This window comes from Rubripirellula lacrimiformis (assembly GCF_007741535.1).
In the GTDB taxonomy this organism is placed as follows: Bacteria; Planctomycetota; Planctomycetia; order Pirellulales; family Pirellulaceae; genus Rubripirellula; species Rubripirellula lacrimiformis.
The window spans coordinates 5,649,991-5,665,849 of record NZ_CP036525.1 but is presented as its reverse complement, the minus strand read 5'-3'; the positions used below and the strand labels follow the sequence as shown (position 1 = coordinate 5,665,849).

Below are 15,859 nucleotides of genomic sequence, written 5' to 3'. Positions count from 1 at the left end.
CTGGATCGCTCGGCAGCGTCCCGTCTTCACTGGATCGCCCATCTTCCGCTCAGCCAGTCCGGGCGTTTCCTGCCGAAGCGTGCCTGCTTTCCGCCGCGCCTTCGTTGTGGAACGCAACCTGCCAACTTACAATGCTGAACTTACGAATCGGTATGGTCGCAGGTATTTTTAATGGCATTTCTGGTTACCCAAAACGGCACAGGCAGCTCGGAACGATTCGAGTTGGTGGATCGTGAAACCACTTTGGGCCGGCACCCAGAATGTAGCATCGTCGTCGACGCTGGCGCCGTCAGCCGCTATCACGCCAAGGTCTTCAAGCGTGACGCCGACTTCCTGGTCGAAGACTCGGGCAGCCGAAATGGCACCTTCCTAAACGGCCAACTGCTGACCGCGCCGGAGATGCTGAAGCAGGGTGATCGCATCCGGGTCAGCGACGTCGAATTTGTTTTCCAAGGCGATTCAGTCCCCGAGTTTGCTCGCGCCGGGGCCGAGATGACATTCGATGGATCGAATTTCGGCATCATGATGGTCGACGAGCAAGAGACCGAAAATCTTTCAGGTTCTGGCAGTGGATCGTCATCCGGACTGAACAGCCCCGGTGCCAAAGTTGAATTCCGCAGCTCCTCTGAGGGGCTGAAGATGATCGCGACGGCGGAGGCGAAACTGGAGGCACTGATCCAGATCAATCGCAACCTCAACGGCGCCATGTCGGTCGAAGAAGTGTTGCCCAAGGTGCTTAGCAGCCTGTTTGGGATTTTTCCGGCCGCCGACCGTGGGTTCATCGTCATGCAGGACCCCGATGGGAACCTGGTGCCACGTTGGGTCAAGACACGCGCTGCGCACGACGAAACTGAAACGATCCGCGTCAGCCGGACGATCATTCGCGAAGTCATGAATTCGGGCAAAGCGATTTTGTCTTTGGACGCGTCGGAGGATAGCCGGTTCGATAGCAGCCAATCGATTGCCGATTTTTCGATTCGGTCCATGATCTGCGCACCGCTGGTGGATGCCGAAGGCAAGTCGTTCGGAGCTTTGCAGATTGACTCGATCCAGGGCCGCGGACAATTTCGCGAAGAGGATGCCGACTTGCTGGCCGGTGTCGCCGCACAGGCGGGCATCGTGATCAACAACGCTCGCATGCACGAACAAGCCCTACAGCAAAAAGAGGTCGAACAGGACCTGAAATTGGCAACCGAGGTTCAGCAAGCCTTCTTGCCCCAAACGCCACCCGACGCGACCGGTTTTCGTGTTCGCAGTTTCTATCAAGCGGCGCACCATATCGGTGGCGACTACTTCGATTACATCCACTTGGCGGATGGACGCGTTGCGATTGTCGTCGCGGACGTGGTGGGACACGGCGTGGCCGCAGCAATGTTCATGGCCAAATTGTCCGCCGAGACTAGGTTCTGCTTGGCAAGCGATTCAAATCTGTCGCGAGCGATCGAGCGTCTGAATGATCGAATGAGCCGTTTGCATGTTGAGCGGTTCATCACGTTTTTGGTGATCGTGATCGACCCGTCCAACGAATATGTTTCGATTGTCAACGCTGGTCACATGGCTCCCCTGGTGCGGATGCACAGCGATGGATCGCTATGCGAACCGAGCGAAGAGGAATCGGGACTGCCGATCGCGATCGACGATGGCATGGAATACGAAGTCGTGAACTTCAAGTTTGACGTGGGTGATCTTGCCGTCCTGTATACCGACGGGATCAACGAAGCGATGGATACCGACGACAACGAATTCGGGATCAAACGCCTTCGCGAACTTGCGGCGATGCCGGGCGATGCCGACGAAGTGAAGGATCGGATCGTCAAGGAAGTGCTGGAACACATTGGCAACCGACCGCCATTTGATGACATGTGCATGGTGGTCATCGAACGGATGAAGAGTGCGACATCCGCGGATCCTGTCGCCGATACCACCGGCACCGATACGCTGGATAGCGAAGACCTGGGCAATGTTCTAGGCCAAACGGATTCACACCTCTAATGTCGACCACGCCGATTCGTCATGTCGTTTGTTTCACCGGTCACGTTCAAGGTGTCGGGTTTCGGATGACAGCAGTCCAGTCGGCCGCCGGGTTGGACGTCCACGGGTTTGTTCGAAACGAGATCGACGGCAGCGTCATGTTGGACGTCGAAGGAAGTGCGGCTGACCTAAAAGAACTGGTCCATCGAATCCGGCAAGAGATGTCGCAGAAGCTGGACAACATCAGCACCGACGTGCGTCCGCCAAAGCAATACAGCGGTGGGCTCGTCATCCGCTATTAGTGCGAACGTCATCCACTGTTCGCCGCTTGCCCCAACGCAGCGAAGCATTTCGTAGCGCAAGTCGCCAAGACTTTCGGCGATCCCACGTCCCTCGGCCAAACTCGTAGCGCAAGTCGCCAAGACTTTCGGTGATCCCACGCCCCTCGGCCGAAACTCGTAGCGGAAGTCGCCAAGACTTTCGGCGATCCCACGTCCATCGGCCCAAACTCGTAGCGCAAGTCGCCAAGACTTTCGGCGATCCTACGTCCCTCGGCCGAAACTCGTAGCGCAAGTCGCCAAGACTTTCGGCGATCCTACGTCCCTCGGCCGAAACTCGTACCGCAAGTCGTCAAGACTTTCGGCGATCCCACGTCCCTCGGCCGAAACTCGTAGCGCAAGTCGTCAAGACTTTCGGCGATCCCACGTCCCTCGGCCGAAACTCGTAGCGCAAGTCGCCAAGACTTTCGGCGATCCCACGTCCCTCGACCGAAACTCGTAACGCAAGTCGTCAACGGTTTGTCGATTGGATCGAACATTCACCGGCATTGGCGAATTCCGCTGGCCATGAGGCCACGGGCGATTGGAAAGATTCCCGGCCGCTCACGCGATCACGGCTCACTCGATCGACAAACCGTTGGCGCCTTCCGCTACAAAGAAGACGCTCCAAACGTGGGGAACGAATGTGTCACAGCGTCTGCGTTTGGACGCTCGCCCCGGTTCTTGTTGCTGATCGCACAGGTCAGTCGTATGGATTGAATCAGGTGTGAAGAAGACGCGGCATTTGAAGGCGGCGTTTCGTGCAAATTCAGCACAGGTCGGCGCCCAGTAGATCGTATGGTCGATTGAATCTTGGTTGGTCGATACCGATAGGGACCGCGGTGGTAGCAACGCCATTTGTTCGCCCCAGCTTGCCGCCCGCCGTTGAGAGTTCTTCCAAATAGAAGTTCCCGGTTTTCCCATGATCAAACTGCACGAACAGTTGGTGCGTCCAGGCATAAATACGCTAGGGGGCAACATGTTTCGCCATTCGCACGACGCGGTGTGCGTCCGAGACGACAATACCGCCGAGAATCGCAAGGTCATCGAACGGGTCAAGGCGTTTCCTATGACAGCCTCTGAACGAGTGAACGGGTTGGTCGAAGCGGTTCGTTCTGTCGTGCGTACGGGATTCGAAAGTGTCACCCGGAATTCCCTTTCCACCGGTTACCCACGGTCGTTATTGTCGATCATTCAAGGCAAGGTCGAAGACACCATCCCAACAGCTTTGCCAAGTCAAATTGCACGACCGCGCTTGGTTGCCGGTTGGTATGAATCGATCAATCGCGAAATGACCTGTCTGTATCATTCGCCAGGAAACAATAGCGTGCTGGCCATCAATGACGATGCGCATCGGGGGGACGCGAGGAAATGGATCGATGGTTGCCGAACCAGCAATCGGATCCTGCTGGGGTGGAACCGAATCGATGATTTGGGACGTTTCGTGTTCCAAAAGGCAGCGGCCTAAAGTGAATATCGCCTTTGTCTCTCATTCGGCTTTTCATCCCGCAATGGTGGTCGGCTCGCATCAACTCGCACGAGTTTGGGCGAAGCTTGGTCATCGCGTGATCCATGTGTCGCTGCCGTTGACGCCATTCCATTTGTCGCGCATCGGGCGTCCGCATATGAAGCAGCGTTTCGATTCCGCCTGGGGTGGTGCGACCGAACGCGAGCCAAATTTGATCGAATGGGTGCCGCTGGCTGCTGTTCCATGGGATGTTGCAAAATACCTGAGCGCGCCGCTCGGTCACAATTTCTCCGTTCCGCTGGCGAAGCGTATTCGGGCCGTGTTGTCACGGTTTGGTTTTTCGTCGATCGATGTCGCGCTGATCGATGAACCCCGGATGGTTGGCGTCGAGCCAGTTTTGCAGGCACGCAAGACGGTCTATCGAGCGACGGATTTGTACGCCCAGTACCGAGGTGACCCATCCATCCTTGATGCCGAACGCAAGATATTAGCCTCGGCAGATGGGATCTTCGCTACCAGTGATCCGGTGGCGCGACATCTGCGCGATCTAAGTGGCGGACGAGAAGTCGACGTCTTCCGAAACGGTTTTGATGCAGACCACTTTCGCGAGCGGCGAGACGAGGATCCATCTTTGGCAGGAATCGATGGCCCAAGAGCGGTCTACGTGGGAGCTATTGATCATCGGCTTGATTTGGACGGAGTCGTAGGCATGGCCCTGCGGCGACCCGATTTGAACGTGTTGATGTACGGGCCCACCACGATCAGTTTGCCAGCAGACTCGCCAAGCAATCTGCGCTGGATGGGGCCGATTACCTACGATCGGTTGCCTGCTGTGCTGCAACATTGCGATGTAGCAATGTTGCCGCTAGTCGATAACGAAGAAAATCATGGCCGCAGTCCCATGAAATACTTCGAATATCGGTCGTCCAACATACCCATCGCCGCCTTTGCTGCGGAATCACTTGCTCCCCTAAGTTCGAGCGATTCATTGTTCCTTTACCAGCAGGCTGGGGCCAGTGGACTTGGTGAAGCCGTCGATGCGGCGCTTGCTTTTCGAAGAGATCCCCAAGGATTCTCGACCACCAACCTTGATGACGATATGAGTTGGCAGCAGATTGCCAGTCGTATGCTGACCCGAATCGAATCTCTCCATCTTTAGGAAAAACGATATGACGACCAATGCCGAAATCAGCCAGTTCTATGACCAGTTCAATATTCGATTGCTACGCGACTTCATCTATGGCAATTTGCGCCTGAACATGGCTTTGCAGTTCGTGAAGTCGGCAGTTACCAGTGATGTGAAAAATGTGCTGGACGTCGGATGCGGAATCGGGACAACTTCGTTGGCGCTGGCCAAAAGTTTTCCTGAACTAAAGGTCTTAGGTGTCGATATCAGTGCACAGAATATTCAAGCAGCGTCTCGGTTGTCGGCGAATGAGCGAATTGAATTTTCGGTTTCGGATATGACCACGCCCCCCAGAGTGAATTCGTTTGAAGTGATCACAATGGTCGACGTGTATGAACACATCCCCTGTGAGGCGCGTTCGGTGTTCCACGCGACTGTTGGACGTTCATTGGCCGAGAACGGCATCGTTGTTCTGACAACGCCCAGTCGTAAACACCAGGAATGGCTGGCGGAGTTCGAACCCGAAGGGCTGCAGATCGTTGACGAGATCGTTGATCGGAGCCACTTTGAAGTTTTCGCGAAAGAGATCGGGGCATCCGTGGTCGCCCATCAATCGGTGAATGTGTGGACTCCGGGGCAGTACTGCTATACCGTGCTTTCGCGAGGACAATCGGTCGGAGTCACGATCCCGAGCTCGGAATGGTCTCGTCGGTTTCCACTGGGGTTGCAGCGGCGGATTGAATCGAGGTTGTCACGACTCAAAGAGTCAGCAGACGCTAAGCAACGTAGGGCCCAGGTGCGAGAAGTCTTTGGCGTCGATATTGATCGAAAATCGCATCGGTGGTTGACCACTCGTGGGAATGAAACAGCCATCGCGGGCTAGCTACCTAGGTTCGTGGACTGGATTCGCCGCAGGCATCGCTGAGGCATTCAATAGAACGTTCTGCAATTGCGAGACCTGATTGTCAACCGAGAACGGTTGCATCTGGTCGTAGGCGGAACGACCCATGCTTTGCCGCAGTTCGGGCGATGTCGCCAGGGTCAGCATGTTCTTGGACATGGCTTCCCAGTCGCCTTCGTCGCACAGCAATCCGCTTTTTCCGTGCTCAATCTGCTCCGGAATACTTGCATGGTTGGTTGCGATCACGGGCAATGCCAGCGCGGCCGCTTCGGCGATCGCGACAGGCCAGCCTTCTTTGTCGCCATCGGCAGCAATGGCCGAGTGTTGAACGAAGATGCTGGATTCCATCATTGCCTGCTTCACCTCGGGTGCCGTTTTCACACCAACAAAGTGAATCCGCTCGGCGACGCCCAGCGTTCGGGCTAGTTCTTGGCACTGCGTCAGCATGGGACCATCGCCGATCATCGTTAGCGTCGATTGTGACTCGCGATCGGCAACGGACGCGAAGGCGCGGACGGTCAATTCGGGACGTTTTTTGTCGACGAAGCGTCCTACGGATAAGAATCGGCACGCTCCCGATCTTTGTTCGCTCGAAGGCATGGGCGACAGTGGAACCCCACATGGAATGACATGGATTCGGTTGTCGGGGACGCCTAGCTGCAAGAGTTCTGATCGCATGTATTGGGCGACGACGACGTAGCCAGCCAATTGTCCCGCCGTCGACCGAAGCTGTTGCCTGTACCGTCGATTCCGCAGCAGGCGGGACAAGTCGAATCCATGGAAATGGGCGACCACGGGAATCTGTTGTGACTGAAACAGCGGCAACATTTCCATGGCATGGTTGCCAAACTGTGCCAAAACGACCTGGGGACGTTGCCTTTCAATCTGGTCGAACCACCATCTGGTTTCGCCCGGCGATGCGGCAAACCCGGGGACGCGTCGATTCAAGCGTCCCAAAATCTGCTGCGCCGACTGACGCAAAAATTCTTGCCGCGGCAGTCGCCATCGATGTTGAACGCATTTCGATTCGAAGCCGACTGCCGGAAATCGTTCCTCGTTGTAAAAGCGTTTTGCGATCACCGTTAGATCTAGTTTGCGAAGCAGAGTCGCTTGGCGGTACATCCAGACTTCACTGCTAACGCCAAAGGCGACGCAGGTCATCCATGCTTTTGGGAAGGTGTTGGTCATGGTGTGCCCTCTGCAATAATCGAATGGTCAACTTGTTCGAGACCGCTGTAGCGGAAGTCGCTAGACGGTGGATCGGATCGACGATTCGGTTCCGATGTCGTGCGACTTCGGCTTCTGCGAAACCGAAAGTCAAATCTGTACAAATCGTCAAATGGAATTTTCGGCGATTGAATCGTCCGTGTTCGAAACCGGTTTGGAAAAAATTGCGAAGTAGCCGAGCGGGAATATGGCGGCTGTTTTCATTTCCGCAGTGCGAACCAAACTTAGCTTCCGAAGTCCGTTCCAAGTTGTTTGCAACAGCCAACTGAGCAGGGTTCCCGCGATTGGAATGTGAATGATCAATTTGGCAAGGATATTACAAATTGCATCTCCGGCCCCACCGATCTTGGACAGTTCGACCATCTCGAGTCCATTGACGGCGGCCTGGTGTTCCAGTGCAAACCTGGTATAGCGATGGTAGTCATGCGGTTGTTCATGAAGTCCGTACAGGAACGGCACATTCAAGAACAGCTTGCCGCCGGGACGCAGCACGCGAGTGATCTCTTGTATCGTGATATGCGGGGTATGCAAATGTTCGAGGACGTCGGAACAAATGACGGTGTCGAAGGAATTGTCTGGAATGGGGATTGGCTGATTGACGTCGCACAGCACATCCGCGTGCTGGATGTCGTGTGGCGACCCGGGCCAGTCCACACAGGTGACGGAGGAAGCGTGGTCCCGGTACGCGAGCAAAAGCGGTACGCGACCACATCCAATGTCCAGCAGGTCACCGCGGCAGTGCATCGGGATGGCTCGGTCGTAGCACGCGGCCACTCGGTCCGAAATGGTGCGCGAGGCCAAGTTGACGAACTCGGTATCACGGGAACCAATCAAACGGCCTTTTCGATATCGGAATTTGGTCGGAATCCACTTGTCTTCATTCTTCATTGCGGCACCTCGATCCATCTGGGCGAATTTGCGGAGTGTCAATCTGGCGAAGCCAAATCTCTAGGGTCAACATGCGGCCCAGCAGATTAGTTTCAGGTTGTGTGAAAGTCGACTTTTGTAACACGGTATCGATGTTGGGAGCTTGATCGAACCAATTCTGATCGCGACATCGCGATTCTTTGTCGGCTAGGTAGTTCGTTAGCATGCTGCGTCCCGACGGTGCGGCAAACCATCCGCAGTAGTCGTGGAATTCGTGGTTGCCACTAGCCAGCCCGCACATGCGAGTAAGCTTTCCAACGGCACGTTGTTGAGTCTGTTTGATGCGGTGAATCACAGGTGGCCATTTCATGCTTAGCCCGCTGGCCTGCCACGCAATGCGGGTCAGTTTCGGCGACATCAGTTCCCTTAACATCTGGAAATAAAACCTGCTGTCGCGTCGAATGGACGCCGGGATACTCATCGCATGATCCAAGAAATCGTTCTCTAAGAACGGAAGTCTTTCGTGCGTGAAAATTCGTCCTTGTTGAATTCCATAGGCGATGAATCGTCGACCGCGGTTGGCGATTCGGAAAGCTTCGTCCGGATCCTCGGAATCCAAGTACGATCCGCCGATGGTCGCGTCGCCGAGGTATCCGTTTAGATTGACATCAAAGCAGTCGCGGGTGGACCGAGCACAGGTTGCGTAGTGCATATGTTGCAAATCCAGATGCCCATCGAGCCACCACACAAAATCGGATCGATTGTCTGTCCACGATGACGAATCAATCGAGTGGTAGATATGCGTAACGCCGGTGGCCGCTGCGGCCTGTTTCGCGATCCGAAGATCGGTGGATGTGGGCAGCCCAAAGGTGACAGCGTGGACCGACGAATCGGAAGGCTGCAATGCTGCCAGGATGGCTCGTGAATCAAGTCCGCCGCTAAGCAGCAGGCCGACTCGATTGATGGGGCGGTCGTCACAGAGTTTGACGGCTCGCCGAAACAAGCTTGCCGATTCGCGGACCGTGTCGCGGATATCGATTCGGTCCGCGTCCCCTGCTGCCGATGCCCAGGTGCTGGATGACCAGTATTGGTTTTGCGTGATGAACTGTTTCTTTCGAATGTCCCAAACCCAGTGGCAGGCCTGTGGAAACAGTTTGGCATCGCGGAACCATGTTCGGTCGCTGGGGAGATGTCCGCGTTGAAAGAAGTGGTCGGCCGATGCTCGGTCGATCTCGGTCGAAAATTGCTGATTGGCTAGGAAGCCTTTGGTTTCCGATGACCACGTGATCGATCCATCCTGGATCGTATAGTACAAGAATTCCAGGCCATGTCGGTCGGTAATGAAGTGAATCCGTTGCTGGGCTGGGGCGTACGCCACTGCCGCAAATACGCCGTTGGCAGAAGCCAGGAACGCGCCACTAGGGTCGTCGCCCAGCAGTCGGGCAAAGGTCATCGCATCGGAGGGGCGATCGTCGCTGGACGCATTCGCTGTGGACGACTCCGAGGTGATGAGGCTGCGTTGTAGCAGTTCGCCTTCGAACCACACCAAAAGATGTTCGCCCACCGCTGGCTGCGGAGCCGTACCGATGATCCCATGGCTGGTTCTGGACGCTGCGATCGATTCGTCACAGAACAGATCATCGCAGCGGTAGCCGGTATCATGCCGAAGCAGCGATTGCATCCGCCGCAGTCGCTCGGTCGACGCTCCATCCTCGATTCTTTCACTAGGCGTTGTGAATCCAACGATGCCAGGCATGGTTTAGCTCGCAGTGGCGTGGGCAAGTGGTAGCGAACGAACGATGTCGGCAATCCCGGTGCGAACAAACCGAAACGCCAAGAAAATCGCAGTACTGGTTAGCCCCGCGGCGAGGGCCGAAACCACAATCGCGCTGGGTTCCGAATTCACGCTGCACCATCGAATCGCCAGCAGCATGGTCGTTGTCGTTGCCACCGCCAACATTTGGACGAGGCAAAGTTTCCATATCGCTCGGCTGCGAACCGGGCCAGAGCGTCCGATCACCCCAAACAGATAGGCCGGCATGACGAGCGAGCGAATCGGGGTCGCCGCAGCGACACCGAGTACCCCGAAGGGAATGCCACACCCGACAAGGCCAATCTTCAGAACGGCATCGACAGCTTGCACTTTCAGCGTTTCCGCCCCACGGCCTTGCGAAATCAAAAGCCAAGCTGAAGCGTTGCAGATCGGCAAAGTTAACAGCGATACGGCGAGCAACCGGAAGATGTTAATCGCGTCATTCCAACCTGGCCCCATGATCAACGGGACAAGTTTGTCCGCTTCTACGATGCACAGAGATGCGAACGGTACGATCAACAACCCCACCAGCACGACTGCCGTGCGGAAGGCATGGAAATACTTCTCGGGTTGATCGATCAATCTGCTAAGTGCCGGAACGCAAACCGAGGTCAATGGGCCGTTGATCTGCCGAATCGGTTGCAGAGCCAATGTGGTGGAACGTTCGTAATTGCCCAGCGACGCATCGCCAAAAACGTACCCCACGGCAAGCTGGTCGACATTCGATGATAGGTAGTTGCAGGCCTGGCCGACGGTCAAGTTACCGCCGAAGTGAAGCATTTGACGACTCTGTGGATCGCGAGCGGGCCATTGCGGGATCCAGCGGCATGCCGACCAAACGCCCAACATGCGTGTGCCGGATGATACCAACGGAATCAACGCCAATGCCCAGTAATCGTTGGCTTGGCCAGTGTGGTTAAAGGCCCACACGATCGCCGCTACTTGACCGGCCAGCAGGGAAAGGACCTCGATCACTGCGATGCGATTGAATAGCATGCAGCGGCGAAGCAGCGCCTGGTGCTGGATGGTCAATCCGGCAAATATGTAAGTAAGTGCCGTGACAGCGACCAGCCATGCAAGACGTGGTTCGGCGTATAGCCAGCCCAAGACCGGACCGGTCGCCGAAACGATGGCGGTCAAGGCTAAGCCGATCGCGGCCGTGGTCCAAAACAGATTGCTGACCTGAGTCCGGTTGATGCTTTCACGCTGGATCGTCGCCATCGACAAACCAGCGTCAACGAAGATCAACGCAAAGTTGGTGATCACCGCCACGATGGCGAACAAACCGAAATCTTCCGGTTGAAGAAGCCTGGCTAGCAAGGGGATCGTAGCCAATCCGATGCCAATTCGAATGATCTGGGTGATCCCCGTGATCGCCGCGCCGCGAACCGTCTTGGTTCGCAATTGGGAACGCACGGCATCGTCGGAGAAATAATCCATCATCAGCCTTGGCACTCGGCACAGCCCTGCGACCGATGCAACGTTTCCTTACTCTGCGGACGATCTTGGCTCCGAAATCGAGGCGACGGGCCGCAGAAGCGACTTCGCTGTTCCGGGGCGGGACGTTTACTAGTCGAATCGCGTGATCGTAGGGGGACTGCGAAGGGAAGGCAATGTCAGTTGAAGCGGCAAGCCAGCCCCGAACGCAGCTACAGATTTATAGGCACCGACCAAGCGAACCGCCGATCCAGCCGCGACGCAGCACGTGCCAGTGCGGATTGCCGGATCCGCGTCGCTCCGCTCCTCGATCCGGCCTACTCCACGATCGTTTAACCGCGTGCCCACCGGGCCGCGCGTTTTGGGGACGGATCGTATGCGTGGTGCATGACCTCCCTGTCGTCGGGCTGCGCGTTTGGGGACGTGGACGCACGGGGCGATGCCCACGCGGTTAAACGATTTTGGGGACGGATCGTATGCGCGGTGCATGACCTACCCTGTCGTCGGGCCGCGCGTTTTGGGTGCGTGGACGCACGGGGCGATGCCCACGCGGTTAAACGATTTCGCGCACGGATCGTATGCGTGGTGCATGACCGCCCTGTCGTTGGGCCGCGCGTTTTGGGTGCGTGGACGCACGGGGCGTTGCCCACGCGGTTAAACGATCTTGGGCTCGGATCGGATGCGTGGTGCATGACCTCCGCTGTCGTTTAACCGCGTGCCCAGCGGGCCGCGCGTTTGGGGACGTGGACGCACGGGGCGTTGCCCACGCGGTGAAACGATTTTGGGCTTGGGTCGCGTGTTTCATTCGCGTCGGCCGCGGCGCGGCACGTGCCAATGCTTGATTGCCGGATCCGCTTCGCTGCGCTCCTTGATCCGGCCTACATCTTTGTCGTTTGGCCGCGTTTTTCATTGTGGGTGGGTTGGGAGGTGCTACTTGCAGAACTGGCGTGGTTCGCGATCGCGTGGGTGCTGTACAGTGTCCGGATGAATTCAGAGAGCCAGAACCCATCGGAAGAACTGCCCCAGGGTCGCTTCGATGCGGCTTGTCTGCTGGTTGTGCGGGGCTGTGTTTTGGCGGGGATTGTCTACGCGACATGGCATTTCGGAGCGGTGGGCGCGCTCGCACAATGGCATTTGTCGATCCTGATCGGCGTTGGGTTGCTGGCCGCGTTGGCGACGCCCGCCATCTGGTCGCGGCGAATGGGCCCCATGCCGATTGCGGTGAACGTGTTGTTGATCGCGTGGATCGCTTACGCATTGTTGCAGGCGTCGCCCAGTGCCGGTCCACTGCAGTTTTGGTTCCAGCGGTCCAACCAAGCGGCGGTCGAACTGGCCCAGCCGCTTGGCGATCTCAGTCAGGCTGTTCAGCGACTTCCCGATGCAGCGGCGTCTGCGGACAGTTTGGATGGGCTGGTCGAGAGTTCTCTTGAATCAGGCTGCGGAACAGCGATCCAAGAAGATACTTTGCAGGCGACCGTTCCGTACATTTTGGCACTGGGGATTTCCGTGCTGGCGTCGCTCGGGTTTCGCACTCCAGCGGCTCGCCGCGCGTTCATGTTCACTCTGATCGGCAACGCAGTGGCTTTATCTGCGTGGGGCATCGTTCAGCGTGCCGGTGGCGGGGGAATGATATTGCCCGGCATTGCCAATGAAGTTGGTGGCATGCCGTTTGGCAGTTTCTATTACAAGAATGCAGGTGCCGCTGCCCTGTTGCCGGGTTTAGCCTGTTTGCTGGCTCTGCGGTGGCAACATGTGCAAAGAACAGACCCACGCCGTCCAGATGGATACTCGGGGCCGCCGCGAACGCTGATGCACTTCGCAACCCTGTTCGTTGCAGCCATTGTGTTTGCCGGACTGGCCGCGTCGCTTTCACGGGGAGCCTGGTTGGCGACGGTGGTAGCGGTCGGCGTGATCGCAGCTTGTCGGGGGTGGCGCCTGCGAACCACGCGGGCTTGGGGCATCGCCGGTGGGTTGGTTGTTTTGATGATCGCAGTCGCCTTGGCGACCGGGACGGCGGCTGAGATCCGCGATCGCGTCTACCAAATCAGCCCCGGGAACCTCTCCCATGATCAGCGGTGGGATCAATGGCGTGACGGTTTGCGGATGGCGATCGCAAACTTTCCAAGTGGCAGTGGGCTGGGGACCTATGGATACGCCAGCCTGCCATTTCAGAGCGAACCGCGTGGGTACTGGTTCCGCGAAGCCCATAACCAGTACTTGGAAGCTTTTGCCGAATTGGGTTTGATTGGCCTAGTGATCGTGATCGCTGGCGTGGCGTGGTTCGGGAAAGTTGCCTTTGGGATGCTCCGTTGGTCGCCGATCGAATCCGATGAAACACAGGTCGATGCATCGGAAGTCGTCGCTTGGGGGATGATCGGTGTCGCGATCCTGTGTGCCGGGGCACTGCAAAGTGGGTTTGACTTCGTCCTAGAAATTCCGGCGAACATGCTGACCTATGCCAGTTTGGTCGCCGTGGTTTGGACGGTCGGGATCCAGCGAACCCGCAGGCCCCGGGCGTGGTATCCCAGGATTGTCCGCCGGCCAGGGCTACGGGCGGCTGTGTCCATCATGTCGCTGGGGCTGACGTTGTTCGCCTTTGGTTTGTCCGAACGTGCGTGGAAAAGTCAGATCTGCTTGCAACTCGCCTTGTCGGGCGATTGGGTTTCGTCGGAATCGGCCGCTGCGGTATCCAAGGATGAATATCGACAAACGTTGCAACGTTTCGATGCTGCGATCGATGCCGCACCGGCCAGTGCGATGTTGTACGGGCGTCGTGCCGATTGGGAACTGGATTCCTATCGTCGCGAAGTGGTGGTGGCGGCGTCGCGAGATGGGGTGGATGCCGACTATTCCAGCACCACAGTGTCGGCGATCAGCATTCTGTTGCTGTCCCAACCCGCGGATGGTCGTGACCAATTGCGTGAAAGTTTGGTTGGGACGGAAGAACTTCGCAGCCCACTTGCCGATGGGGTGGACGATTTGGCCAAGTCGCTGAGGTTGAATCCCTATCTGCCAAAGTCTCATTTGAAACTGGCCATGCTGGCGCCGTTGCTCGGCAAGTCTCCCCGTCCCTGGTTGGAAAACGCCGCTCGGCTGAGCAACAATTCGACCGATCTGTTGTTCAACGTTGGGTTGATGGCGTTCTATGTGGGCGATGATGAAAGGATGCTTGATCAATGGTCCAGATCGATCGCGATCAACCATGATCATCTGCAAACGGCCTTGGATTTGGCGGCGACACGCGTCTCGATCCAAGTGGTTACCGAGCGTCTGGTGCCGGAGAATCGGCCCGATCGAATCTTCGATCTGGTCAAGCGGGACGGAGAATTCGACCTCCAGGATTCCGGATTGCCGTCCCAGCGGAGTCAGTTGGAAATTCGAAAGATCATCCGGTTTTTGGACACGACCGATCGTTTTTCCGCCGAGGGGCGACTGGCTGTTTCGGCTCGTTTGTACGAGCACCTCGGTGAATTGGACGAATCTTCGCTGCTGTGGAAACGTTTGGTGCTGCAGAATTTGGGGAAGCCGGCCTACCGAATTGGGTACATCGAACTGCTGTTGAAGATGGATCGCTGCAGCGAAGCGGTGGACCAAGCCGTCTTGGGGCAGCGTTTGTTTTCGGACGATCCGCGTTTCGATAGGCTCGCCGAAGCTGCCCGTGCGCGGTTGTGAACGGCGTCACGGCAGCCATTGGTTGCTCGGCCCGCTGCCGCCGGCGGCGATCATCTGTTCGCAAGACCTAGCGTTCGGGACGCTTCGCTGCGCACGAGCGCTGGCGCGAGTCGTGCCCTGACCGTTCCACGGGTTGGTGTCCGATTGGTCATCTGGAAGGGCCGCCCGCACGTTGCTGATTCGTGCGTGGTCTTGGGACATCGTGCGACGATGGCTATATTTCGACAAGCGAGTGGCTGGACAGGATGATCCCGCGGCTGGTGATTGGACGTTTGGACCCAAATCGGTTAACCATCCGACGTGAAATATACGCTTACCCTTGGCGTCGCCCTGTTCGTGAACTGGCTGTTGTGGTCAGGGCACTTCGAGAATCCGTTTTTAATCGGATTGGGAGTGGCGTCGTGCGCTTTCTGTTTGTGGTTGTCCGCACGGATGAACATCGTGGACGAGGAAGGTGCACCGGCCCAGTTGGGGTTTCGGCCCTTCACCCATTACGCACCCTGGCTGATCAAAGAGATCGTCGTCGCGAACATCGACGTCGCGAAGATCATCATTTCGCCAGTCATGCGGTTGCGACGCAACCTGGTCGTCGTCAAAGCAAATCAGAAGAGTTCGCTAGGCCGCGTCATCATGGCCAACTCGATCACGTTGACCCCGGGGACCGTCTCGGTCGACGTGCTGGATGATCGAATTCATGTCCACGCACTTTCGCTGGAAGACGCCGCCGAGGACATGTCCGGTGACATGGACCAACGAGTTTGCCGGTTGGAGCGACGATCATGATCCCAAGTATGTTCATGGTCGCCAGCGCGGCAGTCTTGGTCACGATGCTGCTTGCGTTGACGCGTGCGATGCTGGGACCGACGGTCTTTGATCGCGTGTTGGCGTTGAATATGTTTGGCACCAAGACCGTGTTGCTGATCTGTGTGGTCAGCTTCATGGGCGGTCGAACCGATTTCTTGGATCTGGCGCTGCTGTACAGCTTGATGAACTTCATTGGCATGGTGGCGTTGTTACGGTTCACCACCACCGGCAATTTCAACGAAGAGAGCGTATAAGC

The 15,859-nt window shown here is 57.0% G+C and carries 13 protein-coding genes; 8 read left to right on the top strand and 5 right to left on the bottom strand.

The window, feature by feature from the left end:
• The first annotated feature begins 171 nt into the window (after positions 1–171).
• Positions 172–1,992: a SpoIIE family protein phosphatase gene (locus K227x_RS19820; protein WP_145172228.1), complete on the top strand. Its 1,821-nt coding sequence runs from the start codon at positions 172–174 to the stop codon at positions 1,990–1,992.
• Complete coding sequence (locus K227x_RS19815; RefSeq protein WP_145172226.1) at positions 1,992–2,273, top strand: acylphosphatase; 282 nt, start codon at positions 1,992–1,994, stop codon at positions 2,271–2,273. Before K227x_RS19820 ends, K227x_RS19815 begins: the two co-directional genes overlap by 1 nt.
• 594 nt (positions 2,274–2,867) lie before the next feature.
• Here K227x_RS19815 and K227x_RS19810 read toward each other — a convergent pair.
• Positions 2,868–3,146: a hypothetical protein gene (locus tag K227x_RS19810; protein WP_145172224.1), complete on the bottom strand. Its 279-nt coding sequence runs from the start codon at positions 3,144–3,146 to the stop codon at positions 2,868–2,870.
• Between the two features lie 64 nt (positions 3,147–3,210).
• Here K227x_RS19810 and K227x_RS19805 point away from each other — a divergent pair, with 64 nt between their 5' ends.
• From K227x_RS19805 to K227x_RS19795, 3 genes are read left to right on the top strand one after another with little or no spacing between them, the layout of a single operon-like run.
• A complete protein-coding gene (locus K227x_RS19805) occupies positions 3,211–3,756 on the top strand; it encodes a hypothetical protein (protein WP_145172222.1) in 546 nt (181 codons plus the stop codon).
• Position 3,757: 1 nt separating this feature from the next.
• On the top strand, positions 3,758–4,915 hold the full coding sequence (locus tag K227x_RS19800; RefSeq protein WP_218933391.1) for a glycosyltransferase: 1,158 nt from the start codon (positions 3,758–3,760) through the stop codon (positions 4,913–4,915).
• 10 nt (positions 4,916–4,925) lie between these two features.
• On the top strand, positions 4,926–5,765 hold the full coding sequence (locus K227x_RS19795) for a class I SAM-dependent methyltransferase (RefSeq protein WP_145172218.1): 840 nt from the start codon (positions 4,926–4,928) through the stop codon (positions 5,763–5,765).
• Here K227x_RS19795 and K227x_RS19790 read toward each other — a convergent pair whose 3' ends face one another.
• The 4 genes from K227x_RS19790 to K227x_RS19775 all read right to left on the bottom strand — a co-directional run bounded on the left by K227x_RS19790 (position 5,766) and on the right by K227x_RS19775 (position 11,133).
• Positions 5,766–6,971 (bottom strand): glycosyltransferase, encoded by a 1,206-nt coding sequence (locus K227x_RS19790; RefSeq protein ID WP_145172216.1) that lies wholly within the window; start codon positions 6,969–6,971, stop codon positions 5,766–5,768.
• A 147-nt stretch (positions 6,972–7,118) separates the two neighbouring features.
• Positions 7,119–7,898 (bottom strand): class I SAM-dependent methyltransferase, encoded by a 780-nt coding sequence (locus tag K227x_RS19785; protein WP_218933390.1) that lies wholly within the window; start codon positions 7,896–7,898, stop codon positions 7,119–7,121.
• Positions 7,888–9,633: an asparagine synthase-related protein gene (locus K227x_RS19780; RefSeq protein ID WP_145172213.1), complete on the bottom strand. Its 1,746-nt coding sequence runs from the start codon at positions 9,631–9,633 to the stop codon at positions 7,888–7,890. The genes K227x_RS19785 and K227x_RS19780 overlap by 11 nt, the downstream gene beginning before the upstream one ends.
• A 3-nt stretch (positions 9,634–9,636) precedes the next feature.
• Positions 9,637–11,133, bottom strand: coding sequence for a lipopolysaccharide biosynthesis protein (locus K227x_RS19775; protein WP_145172211.1), 1,497 nt, complete (start codon positions 11,131–11,133; stop codon positions 9,637–9,639).
• Positions 11,134–11,961: 828 nt separating this feature from the next.
• Between K227x_RS19775 and K227x_RS19770 the strand changes: the two genes are divergently transcribed.
• The 3 genes from K227x_RS19770 (at position 11,962) to K227x_RS19760 (ending at position 15,857) form a co-directional block, all read left to right on the top strand.
• On the top strand, positions 11,962–14,799 hold the full coding sequence (locus tag K227x_RS19770) for an O-antigen ligase family protein (RefSeq protein ID WP_145172209.1): 2,838 nt from the start codon (positions 11,962–11,964) through the stop codon (positions 14,797–14,799).
• Positions 14,800–15,099: 300 nt separating this feature from the next.
• Positions 15,100–15,582: a Na+/H+ antiporter subunit E gene (locus tag K227x_RS19765; RefSeq protein ID WP_145172208.1), complete on the top strand. Its 483-nt coding sequence runs from the start codon at positions 15,100–15,102 to the stop codon at positions 15,580–15,582.
• A complete protein-coding gene (locus K227x_RS19760) occupies positions 15,579–15,857 on the top strand; it encodes a monovalent cation/H+ antiporter complex subunit F (RefSeq protein WP_145172206.1) in 279 nt (92 codons plus the stop codon). Before K227x_RS19765 ends, K227x_RS19760 begins: the two co-directional genes overlap by 4 nt.
• Positions 15,858–15,859 lie beyond the last annotated feature (2 nt).